Source organism: Bartonella sp. W8167 (assembly GCF_016100335.1).
Lineage (GTDB): Bacteria > Pseudomonadota > Alphaproteobacteria > Rhizobiales > Rhizobiaceae > Bartonella > Bartonella apis.
Window position 1 is genome coordinate 1505328 of sequence record NZ_JACFSQ010000001.1, and the last position, 21982, is coordinate 1527309.

A 21982-nucleotide genomic window follows, 5' to 3' on the forward strand; every position below is an offset into this window, starting at 1 on the left:
TTTTTCCCGCTCGACACTATTAATTTTGTTCTTGCGCGGCGAGAATTTCTTTAACCGCGTCAACCATTTTGTTTTCGTCTACAGTAATCTGTGCCGGACGGCTTTCACGCCACGTTTTATTATCTTCAATTTCAGCCGACAATCTTGCACCTTCAACAAGGTCCTTGATCTGCACCTGATTTTCTGCCCGCTCTTGCGAACCTTGAATAATAACGCATGGGGCATGGCGGCGATCGGCATATTTCATTTGCGCTTTCATGCCCGAACCACCAACATAAAGTTCGGAACGAATACCGGCATTACGAAGTTGTGAAACCATATTCTGATAGCGTTCAAGTGAGGTCCGGTCTTTATCCATCACCAAAACGACAACCGGTCCTGTTTTTTCATCAAGGTCAAGTTTGCCAAGGTTTTTCAAGGCTGTCATCAATCTCGAAACACCGATTGAAAAACCGGTAGCCGGTACCGGTTCGCTGCGAAAACGCGATACCAACCCGTCATAACGCCCGCCGCCACCGACCGAACCGAAGACAACTTTTTGACCGTCTTCATTGACAACATCGAATAACAATTCGACCTCGAAAACCGGTCCCGTATAATATTCAAGCCCGCGAACAACAGATGGGTCAATTTTTATCCGTTTTTCATAACCGGCGGCCGTAAAAAGTGCCAACATATCCTGAAGCTCGTCAACGCCTTCTTTGCCACGGTTACTTCCAGCAACCACCTTGGAGAGATTATCAAGGGTGGCTTGGCCATTTTCAGCACCGGCATTGATAAAGGAAAGAACTTTGGCAATTGCCTCGTCGGAAAGCTCGGCTCCTTTGGTAAAATCTCCACTATCATCCAGCCGACCTTTGCCGAGAAGAAGTTTCACACCTTCAGGACCGAACTTGTCAAGTTTGTCGATAGCACGAAGAACAGTGAGCCTTTTTCCTGCATTATCGTCACCTTGAAGGCCTACAAGTTCCAGCACACCGTCAAGAATTTTACGATTGTTCACCCGAACGACGTAATCACCACGATCAATGCCAAGCCGTTCCATCGTATCAGCTGCCATCATGCAAATTTCGGCATCGGCAGCAACAGTCGGTGTTCCCACTGTATCGGCATCAAACTGCATAAATTGCCGGAAACGCCCCGGCCCCGGTTTTTCGTTACGGAATACCCAGCCGACACGATAACTGCGATAGGGCTTTGGCAAACTTTCGAAATTTTCAGCAAAATAACGTGCAAGCGGCGCTGTCAGATCATATCGCAATGACATCCATTGCTCGTCATCATCCTGAATTGAAAACACACCGGCATTCGGACGATCCTGATCCGGCAGGAATTTTCCCAGCGCATCCGTATATTCAAAAATCGGCGTTTCAACGGCCTCGAACCCGTAAAGCTCGTAGACATTGCGAATGACCGACATCATTTTTTCCGCGGCATGGAGTTCCGCACTTGTGCGATCAACAAAACCACGAGGAACGCGCGCTATCGTTCTTACCTGTCTATCTGCCATTTTATTCCTGCCGCTAAACTATTATTGAATTGAAGGATTGCTGGTTTGTAACTCATCCGACACAAAGCGGCAAGCCATGCGTTCTATGCTCGGGAAAGTTTATTTTGATGCATGAATTCGAAAATCTCTTTCTAGAAATCTTCAATACCGTTGCAATAATTAACATCAGCCGGCCGGATTTTACCATGGCAACAATGCGAAACAACTTGTCCACATATTGTTTTGGCAATTGCCCTCTTTAATAGAAGTTGATTATTTCTTTTATCCAAGTTGGTTGCTATCAATTGACTTTGATTAAAGGGTTGCTTCATGGCTGAACAAAAATGTTGAATTACCGTATTTTATTGCTTGTTTTTGTATGCATTTTTTCCGTGAGCTGCACGAACTCAAAGAAAAATGACATTAATAGCGATGAAGCTGTTAATGTCTTCCAGAATACGATTTCCCTAAAAGGTGCGGCCATTGCTGTCAGAGTCGTTTATGAGGGCCGGTTTTGCCAAAGCACAACAATACGCTTGCGGCAAATCGTTGGAGACAGGCTTGACCAGAAAAATTATACAAATGTTTATTCCGGTAGAGATAATTATACAATTGCCGGTTTACCCGACAAAGCGATTTCGCAAACCAAATGGATTCTTGGCAAATCGGATAAATGGTTCCTCGGTAAAGTAACCTTTGAAACAATCACGGAAAAGCTCACCAATAAAACAATTGCGACAGCATTTTCTCCAATTGCTCCGGGCGATTATATATTGACGGGCCTTGAATGTAATATTGACGCAAATGCTCGTGTCTCGATGGGCGAAAACGGGCACGATACCTTTTTCAGCGATTTATTTTCCCGTGAGAAGTTACCTGTGGCCGGTGCAAATTTTATCCATATCGACAAAAACGAACTTGTTGATGCCGGTATTCTCGACATAAGACATCAATCCAGTCACAGTTTTCTGTTCGGCTCCAATACTGGAACAGCAGAAGGAAGCGTGACATCTGCCCGTTTTCAGGATTATTTGAATAACCATTTTGCAGATCTTGCCAAAAAAATAAAATTCACGCATTTTGAAGCCGAAAAAAGTTTGATTTCAGCCCCGCAGGAAAATTCGGGGAAAAAATAAGTCCGCTTCAACAAGAAAATCTGTTATTTCCAAAAAGCCGAGACACGCGGCCTTTAGCGACAAAAACAACCTTCGATATGGTCGTTGACAATGCCGATGGATTGCATAAACGCGTAGCAAGTCGTCGGGCCGACAAAAGTCCATCCACGTTTTTTCAAATCTTTTGAAAGGCGGATTGATGCCGGCGTTATCGGATTTAATTTAAGCGTTGCATAGTCGACATGTTCGAACCGTTCGGATTCGGGCGGCTGAAAAGACCAGAAATAATCGGCAAGGCTTCCCTTTTCTTCAACAAGTTTACGAGCGCTCTTGGCATTGTTTACAACCGAACGGATTTTTCCGATATGACGGACGATACCGGGATTTTTCAATAGTTCATCTATTTTTTCTTCGTCATAAAAAGCAATTTTGTTAAAATCAAACCCATCGAATGAATTGCGAAAATTTTCCCGTTTTCTCAATATTGTCAGCCATGACAAACCGGCCTGAAATCCTTCCAGACAAATTTTCTCGAATAAATGATTGTCGTCATAAACAGGTTTGCCCCATTCATGATCGTGATAGGCTAAATAAAGAGCATCTTTACCGGCCCATGCACAACGGATTTTACCGTCAGCACCAAGCATTAGCCCTTCTGCCAGAGCTTTCAAAAGAGATCTCCCTGATTGTCATCGTCAGCCGGATGGCGTTTTTGTTTTTTTGCCGGTTGATGAGCTTTTCCGATTGCGGTTGCGTCAATCGTGTCATCAGAAAATCTGATTTTCAAAAACCCGTTTTCAGGAACTTCACGAGCATTTTTGACAAGCTTTCCTTCTGCATCAAGGACCAGTGCAAAACCGCGTTCGAGTGTCTTTTCGTAAGAAACCGAGTTTAACAGCCGCGCCGCCATATCAACTTTCTGGCGTTGTTTTTCAACGATGAGCACAAAAGCATTCTGAAGCCGCATAAAATAAAACAAACCGGCTTCTTTGGCCTTATCCATAATGGTTTCGGCAAGTCGCGGGGTGAAACTCCTTGTCACCGACAAGAGTTTTTGTCTTTTGCTTATCGTTAATGCAATAAATGCCTGTTCCAGTCGCAAGGCCAAATGGTTTGTCTTTTGGCGATTCTGATTGACAAGATTGATAACCAGATGCGGCGAAAGCCCGCGCGCCAACAGATTGAAAACCTGTCTTTTCTTTTCTGTATTGACCGAGAGAGACCGTTCCAACCTGCTTGCGGCTTCGTCAAAACGCCGACGTGGTAATGCGAGTAATTGGTCTACAGAGGGAAGTGCCCGCACTGCGCTATAAAGTTTTTGCTTGCGAAAATCGAATTGGCGAGAAATTCCACCCAACAATCTGGCATAAAGAGAAGCAACACTTGCCTCCAATTCTGCTTTGACGGGAACCGCCATTTCGGCAGCACCGGTTGGCGTCGGTGCACGCACATCGGCTGCATAATCCACCAATGTCCAGTCGGTCTCGTGGCCGACAGCCGAGATAACCGGAATAAGTGAAGAGGCAACAGCCCGTACAACTATTTCATCATTAAAGCCCCACAAGTCTTCAAGACTGCCGCCGCCGCGCGCAACAATGATAAGATCAGGCTTCGGGATTGGGCCGCCGGCTTTCAAAGTATTAAAGCCTGAAACTGCAGCTGCAACCTCGGACCCACAAGTTTCACCCTGAACACGCACCGGCCAAACGATGATATGAAGGGGAAAGCGGTCGGAAATGCGATGGATAATATCGCGAATGACGGCACCTGTCGGCGATGTTACAACGCCAATAACCTTGGGCATAAAGGGCAATAATTGTTTGGTGGCAGCATCAAACAACCCTTCGGCAGCAAGTTTCTTTTTTCTTGCTTCCAGAAGTGCCATCAAGGCACCCACGCCCGCCGGCTCCAGATTATCAATCACAATCTGGTATTTCGATGAACCGGGATAGGTTGTGAGTTTACCTGTCGCAATGACTTCCATTCCTTCTTCGGGAAGGAATTTGAGTTTACCCATAACGCCGCGCCAGATAACCGCTTCAAGGCGCGCTTTATCGTCTTTTAGCGCAAAATAGGCGTGACCCGATGCATGCGGTCCTCTATATCCGGAAATTTCACCGCGCACACGAACATGGCCGAAACGGTCCTCGACCGTGCGTTTCAAGGCACCGGATATCTCGGAAACCGTATATTCGACAGCATTGGTTGCAGCACTATTTTCAGCAAAAAAGTCACTCATATGCGCACATTATATCAATTTTTCCGGTTAATCCACTAGGCACAAATTCGGCTAGATTCAAGCAATTTTAAAAAACCTCCACCATGCGATAAACGGGAACAATTATTTGCGTTGTTCGTTTAACTTGAATGAACTTCGGGAGTAAAAAATGGGAAAATTACCTGTAAATCATGAGCGTGCAAGTGACGTTGCAAAGGAAGTAACACCACCTTTGAAAGGTGGAAAACTTGAAAAGCAAGTAAAAAAAGAAAAACAAACCCAAAAAAGCTAGGCATTATCAAAAGCTGTGACAACAAATTTATCTTGCCTATCACGCAAATAGATAGGCTTGCCTGTTGGACAAATAGGTAAATTGGCAAAAGGGTGAAAAATCACTATCGCCCGCGGCTTTTCGCGTTTTGCTACTCTTTTATGCCGGTTCCACTGCCTTGAGGCGTCCAAGGCTGGTTTACTCTGGTTTTATAACGACCATAGATCGTTAGCTTTCGATAATCGGACTTTGTATACAAAGCCGCACTTATGTAAAATGCATTAGACTGTAAAATGCATTAGACAAGTTGCCAATGTCGGGGGGGCTGCTATAGTCTTGAAACCAAAATGACGAGGATTGAACTTTAAACCATTGAAACCTATCTAGGGTTCCATTTTATCATTATTGAAGGATAGTCAATGTCGAAGCCGGTCAATTCATTTCTTGGGGATACACCAGGACGCGTTGTCATAAAGCTACTCGTTTTTTCGATTCTGGTCGGCATTGTCATGACACTTCTGGGCTGGACACCGATGGATGTCGTGTGGAAGATCAGCCATTTCTTCACCTCGTTATGGTCAATGGGTTTTGAAGCGTTCGAAAAACTCTTCAATGTGGTGGTTGTGGGCGCTGCAATTGTGATCCCGATATTTATCATTATGCGTATCCTGAGCTTGATACGTTAATGGCTTCGGCTCTCAATACATTTAACAACTGGCTTGCGGTTGTATGATAGTATATCATTGATTTGATTATGAAATTATGTCTTTCAGCAAGGCGTGAAATCGCATTTCGGCAATACTAAAGATATAAAAGCCTGAAAAATTGATAGATTGCCCAAGAAATTCCATAAAAGCCTGATAGGAACTCCAGCCAGTTTATAATTTTCGGTGCATTAATGCGAGTGGTGTGGTGGCTAGTATTGTTTTTGATAGTCACGAATTTTAAAAGACCCGTTGTTTTTTGAGACTGTTGAATTGTTGGGTGATATCGTGCTGACACGTAGAAATTTTTTTGTCCTTTCCGGTGCTTTTATTGTTGGTACAGCCGGTATAATTCCGGCTTTTGCCGATAATGAAGACCCGACAAGCCTCATCAATGCATTGCGGGCTCAAAACAATCGTGGCCCTCTCGCACCTGACAGCCAGCTTGAAAAAATGGCTCAGGATCAGGCAAATCTTATGGCTGATGCCCAGCGAGTCGCCCACACAATCAGTTCCGGTAATGATTTTGTCACACGTTTGCGCAAATTCGGCATTCATGGCGCTGCGGGTGAAAACCTGTGTGCAGGGCGTTCCACCGTTTCAGCTGCCTATAATGTATGGATGAATTCACCCGGTCACAGAAGCAATATGCTTTACCCGAGCTTCCATTATTATGGACTGGCCAAGGCGACTTCACCTAAACGCCCCAACTATGTTTATTGGGCAATGGAATTCAAACGTTAAAGGCCGGAATTTTACGGAAAAATCTTCATTTAAAATAGATTGATCGGAGAAAACTCTGTCGTTTTCTGTGGATCTTTTTGTTTGAGGGATTTCCTGATCGGGGGAGTAAAAACTTGTTGTATATGCGTTAAAGTCTGCCCTGATTTCAAACGCTTAACTTTTTTAAAATGCGTGCTTTTTTAAATTCGACTGTCCTTATCATTACGCGCAAATTGGGGAAAAATCTCAAGGCCTATATTTTACACGTTTCCATTTTTCACGCGTAAACAAATTGATGTAGATGCCCCAAAGGCCGGTTTTTGCGCGTGAAAAAAACCGCTTCAGCTCGCGCCTTAAAGTTTTTGATGCGCGCCGGCCTTGTTTATTGGCTTTGTCTATTTGTGTACGGTCGACAGAAAGAGTGCTTTCCAAGCCTGCCTGCCGGACAATTGCCGGATCAAGTTGCCACATTTCAAAGTGTTCGAATACATGACATTTCGGATTGAATAAAAAATGGTCAAAAGGAAATGTTATATTTTGCATCATTGCGCAAAGTTTTTTTGCTGCGGTTTTTGAAACGATATAACCGGCAGCCATAATATGACGGCTTTTGAGCCGCGCAACGCTAAAGCCGTTTTTCAAGTCCCTTTTCTCTCCGAGCCAAGCCTTTTTGCCATGGGTTTCAATCTTCACAATATCTGCACTTGCCGGAATCCAATCGTCATTATTCAAAAAGTCGGTGGCTTCTTGCGACAAAGTAACATCATCTTCAAAAATCGCAGCAAAATCATCATCTCCCGCCGCCACTTTTTCGAGCGCCGCTCTATGACTTAGGAAACAGGCGATTTCCCCACGTGTAAGCGGGTCGGGCCATAGCTGGTGTCGTCTAACATCGGCAATGAACTTTTCATCAAGATGAAGTCCGTCTATTGCAGCAACACGCGTTAAACCAAGGTTCAACTTCCTGAATATTTTTTCAAGGCGGTCTAATCGGTCTGGTGAACGATCAAGATTGATCACATATAGCTTCATAATGATTCTTAACCGGTAACTTGGCGAATATAGTCGCACATATTAAATAGATTTTATGAACAACGATCAACGCAATTCGGTTCAGCAAGATGAACTTTCTCTGTTACCTGACCAATTCAACAACTGGTTTCAGAAAAAAGGGTGGAATTTGCGCCCTCATCAGGCCGAACTTTTAAAACGCTCGGAAAGTGGACAATCAACTTTGCTTATTGCCCCGACGGGTGCTGGTAAAACTCTTGCGGGTTTTTTACCTTCTATGGTCGCTCTCTCAAGTGCCAAACATCACCACCAGCTTCATACACTTTATATTTCGCCGCTTAAAGCCTTGGCTCAAGATATCGAACGCAATTTGAAAACGCCCGTTCAGGAAATGGGACTTGATATTGCAATTGAAACCAGAACCGGTGATACGCCCCAACATAAAAGACAAAGACAGAAATATATTCCACCTGATATATTGTTGACAACGCCCGAGCAAGTGTCACTGCTTCTATCCTCGCATGAAGCAGAAAAATTCTTTGGTTGTCTTGATACCGTCATTTTTGATGAACTTCATTCGCTTGTCACATCGAAGCGGGGACAATTACTTTCTCTTGCACTTGCCCATTTAAGAACATTACGCCCGGAATTAAAAACAATCGGCCTTTCGGCCACTGTTTCCGATCCCGATTCTTTGCGGCGTTGGCTTGTAAGCCAGAAACAAAAATCGGCAATGGCAGGTCTTGTTACCGTCGAAGGCGGTGCAAAACCTGAAATCAGAATTTTACAAACTGAGGAACATATTCCTTGGGCGGGACACTCTGCCCGTTATGCGATCAAAGACATTCTTGAACTCATCAAAGCGGCGCATACGACATTGATTTTTGTTAATACGCGTTCGCAAGCCGAAATGCTATTTCAGGAATTATGGCGCATGAATGAAGACAGTTTGCCTATTGCGCTTCACCATGGTTCACTTGATGTCGGTCAACGCCGCAAGGTGGAAGAAGCAATGTCCCTGAACAAGCTTCGCGCCGTTGTTGCCACTTCGACACTTGATCTTGGCATAGATTGGGGAGACATTGATCTGGTCATCCATGTCGGTGCACCCAAAGGTGCAAGCAGACTTGCCCAGCGCATCGGCCGCGCCAACCACCGCATGGATGAACCGAGTAAAGCAGTGCTTGTGCCTGCAAACTGCTTTGAAGTTCTCGAATGTCAGGCTGCACTTGACGCAAACTATATCGGCGCACAGGATAGCCCGCCATTAAGTGAAGGCGCTATCGACGTTCTTGCCCAACATATTCTTGGTATGGCGTGTGCAGGACCTTTCAATGTCGACGAGCTTTATCAGGAAGTCAAAACTGCAGAACCTTATTCGACACTCAAAAGAAAAATATTTGATGAAACATTAAACTTCGTTGCAACCGGTGGATATGCCCTTAAAGCTTACGAACAATATGCAAAAATAAGACGCACGAAAGATGGCCGCTGGCGCGTTTCCAACCCCAGAATTGCCCAGCAATACCGGCTCAATATGGGAACCATTATCGAAGCTGCCGAACTCAATGTAAGGCTTGTCAAAGCCGGCAATATTAATGCAATGCGCGGTGGCCGAATGTTGGGACGCATTGAGGAAAGTTTTCTCGAAAGCTTGACAAAAGGTGATACATTCATTTTTGCCGGTCATGTTCTTTGTTTTGAAGGTATTCGTGAAAACGAATGTTATGTGAGCTTGTCGAAAAAACTTGAAGCCCGTGTTCCAAGCTATATGGGTGGGCGTTTTCCGCTTTCGACATATCTTGCTGACAGGTTGCGCAAAATGCTCGCAAATCCGAAAGAATGGCATGTTTTGCCCGAGCAGGTGCAAAAGTGGTTGAGCCAACAAAAAATCTCGTCCATTCTGCCTGATACCAATCAATTATTGATCGAAACATTCAATGAAAAAAACCGGTCTTTTCTGGTTGCCTATCCATTCGAGGGGCGCCTTGCCCATCAAACACTTGGAATGTTGTTGACACGCAGGCTCGAACGGGCCGGTTTGAAGCCTGTCGGTTTTGTTGCCACCGATTATTCGATCGGTCTTTGGACACTTGACGACATTGGCGAGGCAATAAAAGCCGGAAGTTTATCGTTGAAAGACCTCTTTTCCGAAGACATGTTGGGCGATGATCTGGAGGCATGGCTTGATGAAAGCTATCTGCTCAAACGGTCTTTCCGTAATTGCGCAATGATTGCCGGTTTGATTAACCGGCGTCATCCGGGGCAAGAAAAGACTGGAAGGCAAGTGACTGTCTCCACCGACCTTATTTTTGACGTTTTGAGAACACATGAACCACATCATATTCTGCTTCAGGCAACAAGGCAGGAAGCGGCTCGTGGACTTTTAGACGTCAAGAGGCTGGGTGATATGTTGAAACGAATAAAAAATCATATTATTCATCGGCCGATTAAAAAAATGTCGCCGCTTGCGCTTCCGGTCATGCTTGAAATAGGAAAAGAAATGATTCCGGGAAGTGCAGAAGACAATATATTGATGGAAGCGGCAGAAGACTTGATCCATACAGTTCTTGAAAACTGAAACAGGCTTTTTGGTGGATATGACAATCGGACTTGATCGTTTTACAGTTAAGGTCAATGGCGCACGCATGACTTGTGATTGTAGTGGCGCAGCCTACTGGCACGCCGAAAAACTGCTGATTGTTGCCGATCTTCACCTTGAAAAATCATCATGTTTTGCCCGCCACGGCCAATTATTGCCTCCCTATGACAGTGAACGCACACTTAAGCGTTTGAAAAATGTGGTCGAAAAATACCAACCACAAACAATTATCGCCTTGGGTGACAGTTTCCATGACAATCAGGCATCCGCACAACTTTCTGAAAAAAACCGGAAATTGCTTGAAGACATCATTACTCATCGCGAGATGATCTGGATTGCCGGAAATCACGATAATGAAAAAACAGAATTTGCCGGTCAATGGACACATGAAATCCGGATAGGCTCGTTGTTATTCCGTCACGAACCACTTGCAGGAGCACAGACAGGGGAAATTGCCGGTCACCTACATCCCGCTCTTCGCATTTCCCGCCGGGGCATGTCGGTTAGACGATTTTGTTTTGCAAGCGACGGAAGGCGGATGATTTTGCCGGCATTCGGTGCCTATGCCGGTGGTTTGGATCTGACAAACAAGGCTTTTCGCGACATTTTTGATAAATCGGCGTTGATTGCTTGTCTCTTAGGCAAGAACACTATTTACCCTATTCAAAAAAAATCTTTCTTTTCGCAGTAATTTCTTCCTATGTATTACGATTGTTAGCCTTGAAACTATCACTTTTCCCGTTATGAAATAGTCGTTAAACCCGGTCTTAAATGGAGTGTCAGTGTCACACTGCCTCAGTCAAAAAAATAGCGACACGATCTTGATTGAACAATCAATCTTTACGGAAAATCAGCCGCCCGAGAATGCCGGTGAAAATTGCTACGAAGACCGCGACGAAGCCGTAATAAACGGGGTTATCCTGCGCAAAACGGTAGATTGCATAAGCGGTGTGTGCTTTCACAATCTCGAGCTCTGTGGTGACTGTCTCGACAAACTCTCCATCGCGAAAAAGATAAGCGTGAATTGTATGATGACCGACAGGGATATTGGCAGGCAATTTGAAATTTGCTGAAAAAAGCGAAGCCGAGCCGAACGTGACTGCCCCGATATTCTCGCTATAAAGATGTTGATGAAGCTTGAGCTTGATAAGCTCCTGACGAAATAGCTTTGCTTTTTCTTCATCATCCGACTCTGCACGAAGTGGCAAATATTCAAGCCCCAACCCCAATCTTTTATAATTGATCGGGCTGGTGATATCCCTGATTTCGCGGGTGGTTGCCATCGCATAGGATTGTGGAACCGCGGTGAATGCCAATGCATCCGCGTTTACCCATACGCCGAGCTTGCGCTTTTTCTCGCGCATTATCATTGGTCTTACAGGTCCTTCCATGACCACAATAATGTCATAGCGCCCTTGGCGTCTTAGTTGAGGATCGGCATTTTCGAGGACACCGGCAATATAGACGTTACGACCGGCAAAATTGGTATCAAGTGTAATGGCATTGGTCGTCACGATAATCTGGATATTTTCTTTAGGTCCTGCATTTTCAACGGGCGCATCAGCCTTGGCAAGGCCGGGTGCTAGCAAAAGTGTAAGACAAAACAGAAGTGCGGCATAAACTGTTTTCATTTTAACCGCCAATGAAGGTGAGAGAAAACAGATCGTCAGGACGAACAAAAAGTTCAAAAGCAAGACGGGCACAAACCAGTAAAACCAGAATAGCAAGCAACATGCGCAATTGTTCGGCTTTGAGCTTACGGCCTATCCGCGTTCCATAGGTTGCGCCAATAACGCCGCCAACCATCAGCAAAAATGCAAGCACAATATCAACCGACTGGTTTGTTATACTCTGTAGAACAGTTGTGAAGGCGGTAACAAAAGTAATCTGGAAAAGAGATGTACCGACAACAACATTGGTAGGCACGCGTAACATGTAAATGAGTGCGGGAACCATAATAAAACCGCCGCCTACCCCCATAACAGAAGAAAGCAAACCGATAACAAGTCCGATTCCAAGAACCGGAATAATGCTCACATAGATTTTTGACGCACGAAACCGCATTTTCAATGGTAAGCGTTGTGCCAGACTGTGGTGTCCCGGGCGGTGAATAACAACAGCTTTGCCCCGTCTTGCATTGACAATAGCCCGCCAGCTTTCAATGGCCATAAGGCTTCCAACACCGCCTAGAAGGATGACGTAAAGTAAAGAAATGATGAGATCGAGCTGACCAAGCTTGCGTAAATAACTGAATAGCCCGACACCGAGACAAGACCCCAATATACCGCCGATGACAAGAAGAATGCCAAGCTTGATATCGAGTGTTCCGCGTTTGAAATGCGTAAGCGCGCCGGTGACAGATGATGCAATAACCTGATTTGCGCCTGTACCGACGGCAATAGCAGGTGGTACGTTATAAAAAATCAGAAGCGGCGTAATCAAAAACCCGCCGCCAACGCCAAACATTCCGGAAAGAAAACCGACAACCCCACCCATGCCGATAAGGATCAGCATATTGAGCGACATTTCTGCTATCGGTAAATAAATACTCACATCTCTCACCTAAAGGAAACTGCATCGATTGTTTCTTACCGATACTGTTATCAATTTTTATCTTTCACACAGTCTACCGGCAAGGTGGCAACAGGTTCGCAAGTACTATATCACATAAGTCAAACACGGATTGCTACCCTCACAAGCAAAATAAATACATGAAATACCTGACAATTTACGCCGGAAAGCTGTCATGATCTCCACTCAACGAAGGAAAGAGAAGACGGACGCATGGTCTGATATATTAAAATGACCGCTTAAACCGTAGGCCAAAACAGCCATCAAAAAAAGTGCACTCACCCGTGTCAAAGTTCTTCCGGCTTTATCCCTATTTTGCAGCTTTCCGAATAAGTTTGTTTTAATTCCTTTGTTGACCGCACGTGCACAACAAATCAGGTGCCCACTTGTTTCGGCGTCAAATTTTTGCATGCAACTTTTTGACTTGGTGTTACCCGTTTCTGGTATTTGAATTCGAGCTTTATCTTCAAGTCCGATTTTATCAGTGTCTGTCGTTGCGTTATTTATTTCTCCGGTCAACTCCGGCGTTTTTTTTTCAGCCAATATGCGAATAACAGACTTGTCGAAAACTTTTTGCGCATCTTTATGGTTTTGTCCAATCGTCGGCGTGGGGATTTGCGTCGAGTTCAAGAGGGAGGCAAAATTTTCTTTTTCAACTTTTACGCTGTCTTCGGATGAACCTTTTGTGAGTGATTTATCATGGGCATCAAGAGTTGCCTGAAGATTTGTAATTTGCCGTTGGAGGGAAACAAGTTGCACCGAAAACCGTGACGCTGCTACTGCTTCGCGCAATTGGCGCGAGATTTCCTGATTGGCTTTCTGGCCTTCAGCCGCCAAACTTTTTGTCTGCTCGGAAAGTTCCCGCTTCAACCGCGATTGCACTTCTTCGGCAACCTCTTTCATCAATATTTGCCTATCGCTAGCCGCTGTTGTTTTCATTCCCTGTCTATTTTCGACGAGAAGTTGCTCAAGCCGCTGGAAATGATGAACTAGTTCGTTCTGTGCAGTCTTTCTTGCCTCATACTCTTTAAGCAAAGCGCGTGCTATATCATCAAGATAAGCTTTTACACCGTCATCTTTGTTTTGCGGGAAAGGCATAACATTTTCTGTTTCTCTTGTCGGTGCTTTTGTTTTCATTTGTTCATGAACCGACCGCAACCGTGCGGCAATATCCGACAGAGTAAGTTGCTGCTGCTCATTTTTTTGTGGCTGAAATCGCGCAAAATTCTTGTCATCCGCTTCATTCGGAATAAGCGATAAACGGTTCATATTCATTGCACGGCCTTTTACTCAAAACTCGATAAACGGGAGCATTACAGGCTTGAGAGCGCTAATAGTGGTCAAGCCCTTGTTAGTCATAGCCCAAGTTTGGTAAATTTAGCCTTAACTATAAAAACAATGGCACTACCCGATCAAAACCTTCGCTCTTCCATCACAAAAATTTCTCACGGCTTTGATTGCTTTGGAAATTTTCCGCAACATTATTTCAAACTATGATAAAACAATCGTTATTTAATACTAAAAAGATATGTTTTTTGTAATTTTTCTTTTATCCTGATAGACGATGTGGCGAACGAAAAATCGATTGAAATGCAATCTGCCGCATCACAATGAAATTATGGAATATAAGAATGCCTGAAGCAATAAAACAAGATAGATCCGGCTATGGAGCTCTGCCGCCAGCGGTCAAACTCGATAATGTAAGCGTGATTTTTAACAATTTTACAGCTGTAAAAAAAGCTGATCTTGAAGTACCGGCAGGACAATTTCTAGCAATTGTCGGTCCGACAGGTTGCGGAAAATCGACTTTGCTCAATGTGGCAGCGGGTCTTTTGCCGCCTGCCCGTGGCACATGCGAGATATTCGGTCATCCTCTTTCAGGCATCAATCACGAAGCCGGTTACCTTTTCCAGTCTGATTCATTGATGCCCTGGAAAACGGCCGTAGACAATATTGCAATCGGTTTGGAAATCCGTGGTGTCAAAAGACAGGATGCATTAAACCAGTCGCGGGAATGGCTTGCCCGTGTCGGCCTCCAATCATTCGGCAATCGCTATCCGCACCAATTATCGGGCGGGCAAAGAAAGCGCATCGGGCTTGCACAAGTTCTAATCCTTAATCCCAAGCTTATTTTAATGGATGAGCCGTTCGGACCACTTGACGCACAAACACGGGTTCTGATGGGCGATCTCCTTTTGAAATTATGGTCGAGAGACCGCAAGGCCGTTATGTTTGTGACACATGATCTGGAAGAAGCAATTACACTTGCCGATCGCGTTATTATTATTTCGGCAGGGCCGGCTTCACATGTCAAAGGTGATTATCTCATCAATTTGCCGCGCCCGCGCAATTTGCAGGAAATCCGGCTCACAACCGAATTTGCCGAGATCCACCGGACATTATGGAACGATCTTAAAGAAGAGGTGCTCAAAGCCTATGAACAAGGAGATAAATCATGAAGCGCCTGAAGATTTTTCTGTTACAGCTTTCAGTTGCTATTATCTTCTTCTTTCTGTGGGAAATAGGAACGACTGTCCCGCTTTTTAACGAAAAACCGATTCTGCCGCCGTTCTTCTTTTCAACACCGATTGATATTTTTAAACGCATTGGTCTTGATTTCCAGAGCGGTAAAGTCTGGTACCATTTATGGATTACGTTGCTTGAAACAATTCTCGCTTTCGCTATCGGTGCAGGTGGCGGCATTCTGTTGGGCTTCTGGTTTGCGCAAAAGAAAATTTTGGCTGCGGTTTTCGACCCCTATATCAAAGCCGCAAATGCTTTGCCACGTGTCGTTCTTGCTCCGATTTTCGCACTCTGGTTCGGGCTTGGCATATGGTCCAAAGTTGCACTCGGCTTTACACTTGTGTTTTTCGTTGTGTTTTTCAACGTTTACCAAGGGGTAAGAGAAGTCAATCCGACCATTCTCGCAAATGCCCGCATGATCGGCATGAACGAGCGGCAATTATTGCGCCACGTTTATCTCCCCTCTGCCATGACATGGGTGTTCTCTTCGCTTCATACATCCGTCGGATTTGCTATGGTGGGTGCTGTTGTCGGCGAATATCTCGGCGCATCAGCTGGCCTTGGCTATCTCATTTCGCAAGCAGAAGGTGTTTTTGACGTTACCGGCGTGTTTTCCGGTATGTTAATTCTGACCATTTTTGTTATTCTGATTGATATTCTCGTCAGTATGATCGAAAAACGGCTTCTGATCTGGCGGGCAGACCCGCGTGGCAAACAATCTTGAGAAGAAAGCAATCTTGAGGAGAAAGCTTATGAAATTCAGTTCCCATTTCAGAAAATTCATCTTTCGATTGGGTCTAATATTCGCCGTTTTGTCCGTCACGCTCACGGGAAACGCTTTTGCCAATGACGAGCCGGAAAAGAAAGACATCACTTTGAGTGTGGGCGGTGCACCGCTTTTCTATTATTTGCCTTTGGCTATTGCCTCGCAAAAAGGCTTTTTCAAAGAGGAAGGACTGGATGTCAAAGTTGTGGACTTGAAAGGTGGTTCACAATCGCTTCAAGCACTTCTGGGAGGGTCGGCGGACGTGACGACCGGCGCTTACGATCAGGTCATTCGTATGCATTCGAAAGGTCAGGATGTCCGTGCCGTGCTGGAGCTCGACCGTTATCCGGCAATTGTGCTTGCCGTCCGCGCTGATCTGAAAGACAAAGTCAAAAAGCCTGGTGATCTCAAAGGAATGAAAATCGGCGTTACGGCACCCGGCTCTTCAACAAACAATTTTCTCAATTATTTGCTCGATAAAGATGGCGTCAAACCGGACGAAGTTTCAGTGATAGGAACCGGAGCCGGTGCAACAGCGATAGCAGCTATGAAACGCGGCGAAATTGATGCCATTGTCAATCTTGACCCTGTGATCTCGACCTTGATGCATGACAATTCGGTTTTCATTCTTGTCGACACAAGAACCGAAACGGATATGGAAAAAATATTTGGCACACGCACAATGTCTTCCGGAGTTCTTTATACAAAAAAGGAATTTATCGACAATTATCCGAACACTGTCCAACATATCACCAACGCTTTCGTCAAAGCCTTGAAATGGTTACAAACAGCAACACCGGATGATGTCGCCAATGCTGTTCCGCCAGAATATATCGGTAATAATCGCGAAGTTTATCTGGAAGCGGTCAAAAATTCGCTTCCTTCCTATTCACATGACGGCTTGATTTCCAGAGGAAGTCAGGAAGCAACATTGAAACTTCTTTCCTATGACAAAACAATAGACGGAAGTAAAATCGATTTGTCGCAAACTTTCGATGATCGTTTTGTCAAAAAAGCACTTGAAAGTCATTAATATTTTAAAGCCGGATATGATTTATTATCCGGCTTGCTGTTGAATTGATTTTTAAATAAAAATATCGGGAAACTGGCGGAGGAGATAAATTGGCAAATTTTACCGATTGGGTAGGAAAAACAGAAACTATCGAGGATGTGCTTGATTATGTGCTGGTGGCTCGCATGGCCGCCACACTGGGAACAAAGCTGCCGGAAAGAACAGGACCTTTACCACATTTATGGCATTGGATGTATTTTCAGCCAACGCTTTCCTTTCATTCATTAGGCGAAGACGGGCACCCCTCACGAGGAGAATTCTTGCCTCCGGCAGAAAACCTCAATCGAATGTGGGCTGGCGGAAGGCTGAAATTTTTCCACCCTCTGATTATCGGAGAGACTGCAAAACGTATATCGACTATTCGTGAGATTACCGAAAAGCAAGGTAGAACCGGAAAACTTCTCTTTGTGACGGTCGAACATAACCATATTCAAAACAGTGAAACCGCGCTTCTCGAAGAGCAAGATATCGTTTATCGCGAACCGACAAAATTTGTGAATACAAAATCGACACCTTGTCCTCACGGTCAATGGTCAGAGACACATGAAGCCAATAGTGTCACTCTATTCCGTTATTCGGCAGTGACTTTCAATGCCCACCGCATCCATTATGATTATCCTTACGTCACCGATAAAGAAGGCTATCCTGGCTTGCTGGTACAAGGCCAATTATTGGCAACTTTAGCGCTTCAGGCATTCAAAAATGCCAATCCGGATGCGAGACTATCAAGCTTTTCCTTCCGCAGCCAAAGGCCTATTTTTTGTCCGGATAAATTTATAACGGCCGGTCAAAAAACAAGCTCTGGCAAAGCCGAACTTTGGGTGGGGAATAAAAACGGCATTGCACAATCAAGCAGCATCGAATTCATGCTTGATCACTAAAATTCTTCTCCAAAATAACGCCTTTCAAGAGATCGGTTCTCTGAAGATTGCCAATTTTCCGGCCTCTTAAAGGCTATTTTTTAACTTCATACCTATTTTATGGTGTTGAACAAGTCTTATCATTTTCTTGCCCCTGATATCCATTGCTGCAAAGAATTTTAAAATTATCGGGTCGAGATTATCCGTTTATCGCATGGTCTTCGGTTACTCGACTTACCGTCAGATATATGAATAACATTCATAATAACATGCGGCTTTTCCTGTCTAAACAGCGCAATCAATTATGTTAAGTTCTTTAAGAACAGCCTATGGAATTTCATTGGCGAGGCTTGAATGTCATCTAGCTCGTTTCGGTTCAAAAACTCATTCGAGCACCCGATTAGATAGGCAAATTTGTCAAATGACAAAGCCGCTTTACCAATCGATTTTTCCGTAAGGTTATAAAAGTAACAAGAACAAGCGTTAGGAAAACCACGTGAAAGTTTAAGGACCGGTTTCATCAGGAACTTTCCGGAAGTTAGCCCATCCAATCAATCACACTCAATTTTCGCGCGATCTGTTCTAAAAGAGGAAAATAAAATGAAATATACCCATCTTGGTCGCACCGGTCTTAAAGTTAGTCGGTTGGCATTGGGGTCGATGAATTTCGGCTATCTAACGGACGAAAAAGAAGCATTCAATATTATGGATGCAGCCGTTGATAATGGAATTAATCTGTTTGACACGGCCGATATTTATGGAACGCGCCAATATCCCGAAATTCCGAAAGGAAGCGGAATTTCAGAAGAATTTATCGGCAACTGGATCAAAAATAGCGGCAAACGTGACCGGATTGTTCTTGCCACCAAGCTTTATCAACCGATGGATTATGGTGTAAATGACAGGCACCTTTCCGCCTACCATATACGTCGTGCTTGTGAAGCCAGTCTCAAACGGCTTAAAACCGATCATATCGACCTTTACCAAATGCACCATATCGACCGCGGAACTCCGTGGGATGAAATTTGGGAAGCAATGGAGGTTCTCATCACGCAAGGAAAGATTTCCTATGTCGGTTCGTCGAATTTTGCGGGCTGGCACATTGCAACAGCGCAAGGCAAAGCCGTTGAACGGCATATGCTCGGCCTTGTCAGTGAACAGGACATCTATAATCTGAGAAATCGTGCCATCGAAACCGAAGTCATTCCCGCCTGCCGCTATCATGGTCTGGGATTGATTTTGTGGAGTCCGCTTGACGGCGGATTACTTGCAGGAGCACTCGACAAATTCGAGAGTGGCCGTCGCGCCGATCTTGAAAATGTTGTTGCTGAACACCACGATCAGCTCGTTGCCTATGAAACTTTATGCAAAGAATTGAATGAAAAACCGGCAGATGTTGCGCTTGCCTGGTGCCTCAATAATCCCGTTGTTAGCGCTCCGATTATCGGACCTAGAACAAAAGCCCAATTGGAAGCAAATTTGAAAGCTGTTGATATTTCTTTGTCAAAAGAAACACTGGATAAACTCGACAAAATCTGGCCAGGCCCGAAAGGCGAAGCGCCCGAAGCTTATGCATGGTAAAGCGATGCAACTTAAAATAACGTTGAAACAACAATTATTTAGGGGGATACATCCGGCTCTCGGAATGTAAACCGGTCATTCCGCGACAACCAACGATCTCCGGCCAAATCTCCGGTTTTTAGAGGCGAATTTCGTTAATAATCCCCATAAACTGCAGGAGTCACACTTTGCGTATTGCAGGAGGAACACTTTGTCAAATCCAACAAAGCATTTGGTCGCACGTTGATTGATAGAGTGTTATGCTTCCCCGTTACTACCCATTTTATGACTGTCGTATGGAGAGACACAAAAAAGCACAGCATCAATCATCAGATGCTGTGCTTTTATTGCCAAAACACGTTTGAATTTCGTTATTTCAATCCGGATGATGCCGGTGCATGAAATCATCTACTTCTTCATCGCCTAGACCGAGCACATCTTTAAGAATTTCGATATTGTGTTCGCCAAGCATTGGCGGGCGACGTTGCAAAGGCGAACGCGTACCATGAAAACGGTAAGGCGGGTTTAGGACTTTAGCCTTGCCCGCACTCGGGTGGTCAACCTCGCACACCATTTGATTTTCTTGTGCGCGTTTTGAAGTCATCGCCGCATAAAGCCCGTCCACTTCGCCACAGGGAATATCGACCTCGTTCATACGACGGATCAACTCGGCGCGCGGAAACTTTTTTACTTCCTCCTTGAAAAGGGGGCCAATAATATCCCTGTTTTTTATTCTGTCCAGATTGGTCTTGAAACGCGGGTCTTCCATAATATCCGGTCGGTCAATGACTTTGGTGCAAAAAGCAGTAAACTGCCTGAAATTACCGACAGCTATAACAACCGGACCATCTGCGGCTTCATAAACGCCATAAGGAACAATAGCGGGGTGATTGTTACCCCATTTTTGAGGATCTTTTCCAATTGCTAGCGCTTCCAGACCGTAATAAGCCGTAAGCTGAACAGCTGTATGGTAAAGTGATATTTCGACATGGCTGCCAAGCCCTGTTCGATCCCGCTCATAAAGCGCGGCAAGGATAGCCTGTGCACTGTATAGTCCGGCAAACAAATCCACCACCGCGACACCGAATTTCAATGGTGATTGGCCGAGATCGCCATTCATTCCCATGAGCCCCGTTTCACCTTGTAAAACGATGTCATAACCCAGACGGTCTTTTTCCGAACTATGGCGGTCATAGCCGGAAATCGAACAATAAATAAGCCTCGGGTTTATTTTGGACAATTGTTCATAACCGATACCGAGTTTTTCCGCTCCACCATATTTGAAATTTTGAATAAATACATCGGCATCTTTGACAAGTTTCAATACAACATCAAGATCTTTCCGATTGGTGTAATCCAGACTTATAGATCGCTTATTGCGGTTCATAGAATAAAAATAGGTTGTATCGCGCTCGCCAATACGCACCCCCCAATCACGTGTATCATCGCCACGTTCGGGATGTTCTATCTTGATAACGTCCGCTCCCATATCTCCCAGACATTGCGCAGACAACGGCCCGGCAAGAACTCTTGAAGCATCAATCACTTTCAAACCTGCCAATGGTTCACCAGGTATTGCTTTCCTGTTTGCCGGCGTTCTACCTCCATCGCCCTTGGTCTTTTTCCTAGTGCTTATATTTCCTTTCATGATCTCCTCCTTCTATCGTCTGGCTGTTTTTCAACAGCTGAACGATTCCCAATAATTTCTCCCTCACCTCTCCAAGCAGTAAGTCTTTCCCAATCATTCCAGCGGGTCCTGCCACATTAATCGACATAACAGGTAGCCCCTCACCCGGATTGAAGCCGGCAGCTATCGCATTGATATCCTGTTGCCAATCCTGAAAAGAGGTGCAACACCCCGTCATTTCATGTTCATGGATTGCTTTTTTAATTTCGTCATATATCTGCGGCCATTCAATTTCATCGCGTCGGCGAATATCATAAAAAATTGCTTCGCGATCACGTTCGGTGCTGGCAGCGAGCAATGCACGTCCCATTGCACTGTTGATAATGGAAATACGCGTTCCCAACTCGGTCGGCAAAACGGAACCTTTGGCCGGTGTACAATATTCGAGGTAAAGTGCGCTTCGGTGGTCGGCAATGCCAAGCCCGACAGATGCCCCGCTCATATCCGACAATTCCTGCATGTAAGGTTTGGCGATAGACCTTATAGTAAGGCTTGAAAGCATTGTCGTACCAAGTGTGATCACAGCCGCTCCCAACCGGTATTTCCCTTTACTTTCAACATAATAGAGATAGCCCAAGCGCATCAGTGTGTAGGTTAGTCTTGAAACGGTGGAACGCGGCAGATTACAGCGTTCGGAGATTTCATTGTTAGAAAGCAGAATGTCTCCATGGCGGAAACAGGCAAGCACTTTCAGCCCGCGCCCGAGAGCTGTCACAAAATGGCGTTCGGTATTTCTGTCAACCTTGTTGCTGTCGGTCAACGGAATATCAGTGGATGGAATAGATGTTCTTTTACGCGCCATTATGATTC

At 44.9% G+C, this 21982-nt stretch carries 20 protein-coding genes; 11 read left to right on the forward strand and 9 right to left on the reverse strand.

Going from position 1 to position 21982, the window contains the following annotated elements; translation table 11 throughout:
* Nucleotides 1–19: 19 nt before the first annotated feature.
* On the reverse strand, nt 20–1510 hold the full coding sequence (hisS, locus tag H3V12_RS06330) for a histidine--tRNA ligase (RefSeq protein ID WP_198213571.1): 1491 nt from the start codon (nt 1508–1510) through the stop codon (nt 20–22).
* Nucleotides 1511–1881: 371 nt separating this feature from the next.
* On the opposite strand from hisS, the gene H3V12_RS06335 reads away from it, so the two are divergent.
* The gene (locus tag H3V12_RS06335; RefSeq protein ID WP_198213573.1) at nt 1882–2625 is read left to right on the forward strand and encodes a hypothetical protein; all 744 of its coding nucleotides are present in this window, start codon (nt 1882–1884) and stop codon (nt 2623–2625) included.
* Between the two features lie 53 nt (nt 2626–2678).
* On the opposite strand, the gene H3V12_RS06340 is transcribed toward H3V12_RS06335, so the two are convergent.
* Together H3V12_RS06340 and xseA are read right to left on the reverse strand one after the other, a co-directional pair.
* Nucleotides 2679–3251, reverse strand: coding sequence for a DNA-3-methyladenine glycosylase I (locus H3V12_RS06340; protein ID WP_198213893.1), 573 nt, complete (start codon nt 3249–3251; stop codon nt 2679–2681).
* Nucleotides 3252–3271: 20 nt separating this feature from the next.
* Nucleotides 3272–4843 (reverse strand): exodeoxyribonuclease VII large subunit, encoded by a 1572-nt coding sequence (gene xseA / locus H3V12_RS06345; protein ID WP_198213575.1) that lies wholly within the window; start codon nt 4841–4843, stop codon nt 3272–3274.
* 148 nt (nt 4844–4991) lie between these two features.
* On the opposite strand from xseA, the gene H3V12_RS11265 reads away from it, so the two are divergent.
* The 3 genes from H3V12_RS11265 to H3V12_RS06355 all read left to right on the forward strand — a co-directional run bounded on the left by H3V12_RS11265 (nt 4992) and on the right by H3V12_RS06355 (nt 6541).
* Nucleotides 4992–5114: a hypothetical protein gene (locus H3V12_RS11265; protein ID WP_255520379.1), complete on the forward strand. Its 123-nt coding sequence runs from the start codon at nt 4992–4994 to the stop codon at nt 5112–5114.
* Nucleotides 5115–5512: 398 nt separating this feature from the next.
* Nucleotides 5513–5779 carry a DUF6460 domain-containing protein gene (locus H3V12_RS06350; RefSeq protein WP_075870328.1) on the forward strand — a complete coding sequence of 89 codons (267 nt, stop codon included), beginning with the start codon at nt 5513–5515 and terminating at the stop codon, nt 5777–5779.
* Nucleotides 5780–6085: 306 nt separating this feature from the next.
* Nucleotides 6086–6541: a CAP domain-containing protein gene (locus H3V12_RS06355; RefSeq protein WP_198213577.1), complete on the forward strand. Its 456-nt coding sequence runs from the start codon at nt 6086–6088 to the stop codon at nt 6539–6541.
* Between the two features lie 225 nt (nt 6542–6766).
* Here the strand turns inward: H3V12_RS06355 and H3V12_RS06360 are convergent, their stop codons facing one another.
* Nucleotides 6767–7552: a glycosyltransferase family 25 protein gene (locus H3V12_RS06360; RefSeq protein ID WP_198213579.1), complete on the reverse strand. Its 786-nt coding sequence runs from the start codon at nt 7550–7552 to the stop codon at nt 6767–6769.
* Between the two features lie 55 nt (nt 7553–7607).
* Between H3V12_RS06360 and H3V12_RS06365 the strand changes: the two genes are divergently transcribed.
* Nucleotides 7608–10112, forward strand: a complete 2505-nt coding sequence (locus tag H3V12_RS06365) for a ligase-associated DNA damage response DEXH box helicase (RefSeq protein ID WP_198213581.1) — start codon at nt 7608–7610, stop codon at nt 10110–10112.
* A 19-nt stretch (nt 10113–10131) separates the two neighbouring features.
* Nucleotides 10132–10824, forward strand: coding sequence for a ligase-associated DNA damage response endonuclease PdeM (pdeM, locus tag H3V12_RS06370; protein WP_198213895.1), 693 nt, complete (start codon nt 10132–10134; stop codon nt 10822–10824).
* Between the two features lie 142 nt (nt 10825–10966).
* Here the strand turns inward: pdeM and H3V12_RS06375 are convergent, their stop codons facing one another.
* From H3V12_RS06375 to H3V12_RS06385, 3 genes are all read right to left on the reverse strand, one after another.
* On the reverse strand, nt 10967–11764 hold the full coding sequence (locus H3V12_RS06375) for a TIGR02186 family protein (protein WP_198213583.1): 798 nt from the start codon (nt 11762–11764) through the stop codon (nt 10967–10969).
* Between the two features lies 1 nt (nt 11765).
* The gene (locus H3V12_RS06380) at nt 11766–12686 is read right to left on the reverse strand and encodes a sulfite exporter TauE/SafE family protein (RefSeq protein ID WP_198213585.1); all 921 of its coding nucleotides are present in this window, start codon (nt 12684–12686) and stop codon (nt 11766–11768) included.
* Between the two features lie 204 nt (nt 12687–12890).
* Entirely contained in the window at nt 12891–13979 is a 1089-nt protein-coding gene (locus H3V12_RS06385) for a hypothetical protein (protein WP_198213587.1), read from the reverse strand.
* 356 nt (nt 13980–14335) lie between these two features.
* Here H3V12_RS06385 and H3V12_RS06390 point away from each other — a divergent pair, with 356 nt between their 5' ends.
* From H3V12_RS06390 to H3V12_RS06410, 5 genes are all read left to right on the forward strand, one after another.
* Nucleotides 14336–15163, forward strand: coding sequence for an ABC transporter ATP-binding protein (locus tag H3V12_RS06390; protein ID WP_198213589.1), 828 nt, complete (start codon nt 14336–14338; stop codon nt 15161–15163).
* Entirely contained in the window at nt 15160–15951 is a 792-nt protein-coding gene (locus tag H3V12_RS06395; RefSeq protein ID WP_198213591.1) for an ABC transporter permease, read from the forward strand. Before H3V12_RS06390 ends, H3V12_RS06395 begins: the two co-directional genes overlap by 4 nt.
* Nucleotides 15952–15979: 28 nt before the next feature.
* The gene (locus H3V12_RS06400; protein ID WP_198213593.1) at nt 15980–17026 is read left to right on the forward strand and encodes an ABC transporter substrate-binding protein; all 1047 of its coding nucleotides are present in this window, start codon (nt 15980–15982) and stop codon (nt 17024–17026) included.
* 89 nt (nt 17027–17115) lie between these two features.
* Nucleotides 17116–17946, forward strand: a complete 831-nt coding sequence (locus H3V12_RS06405) for a MaoC family dehydratase N-terminal domain-containing protein (RefSeq protein ID WP_198213595.1) — start codon at nt 17116–17118, stop codon at nt 17944–17946.
* A 579-nt stretch (nt 17947–18525) separates the two neighbouring features.
* Nucleotides 18526–19506, forward strand: a complete 981-nt coding sequence (locus tag H3V12_RS06410) for an aldo/keto reductase (RefSeq protein WP_198213597.1) — start codon at nt 18526–18528, stop codon at nt 19504–19506.
* A gap of 355 nt (nt 19507–19861) precedes the next feature.
* On the opposite strand, the gene H3V12_RS06415 is transcribed toward H3V12_RS06410, so the two are convergent.
* Nucleotides 19862–21133, reverse strand: coding sequence for a CoA transferase (locus tag H3V12_RS06415; protein WP_246787493.1), 1272 nt, complete (start codon nt 21131–21133; stop codon nt 19862–19864).
* Entirely contained in the window at nt 21111–21974 is an 864-nt protein-coding gene (locus H3V12_RS06420) for an IclR family transcriptional regulator (protein ID WP_198213599.1), read from the reverse strand. Before H3V12_RS06420 ends, H3V12_RS06415 begins: the two co-directional genes overlap by 23 nt.
* Nucleotides 21975–21982 lie beyond the last annotated feature (8 nt).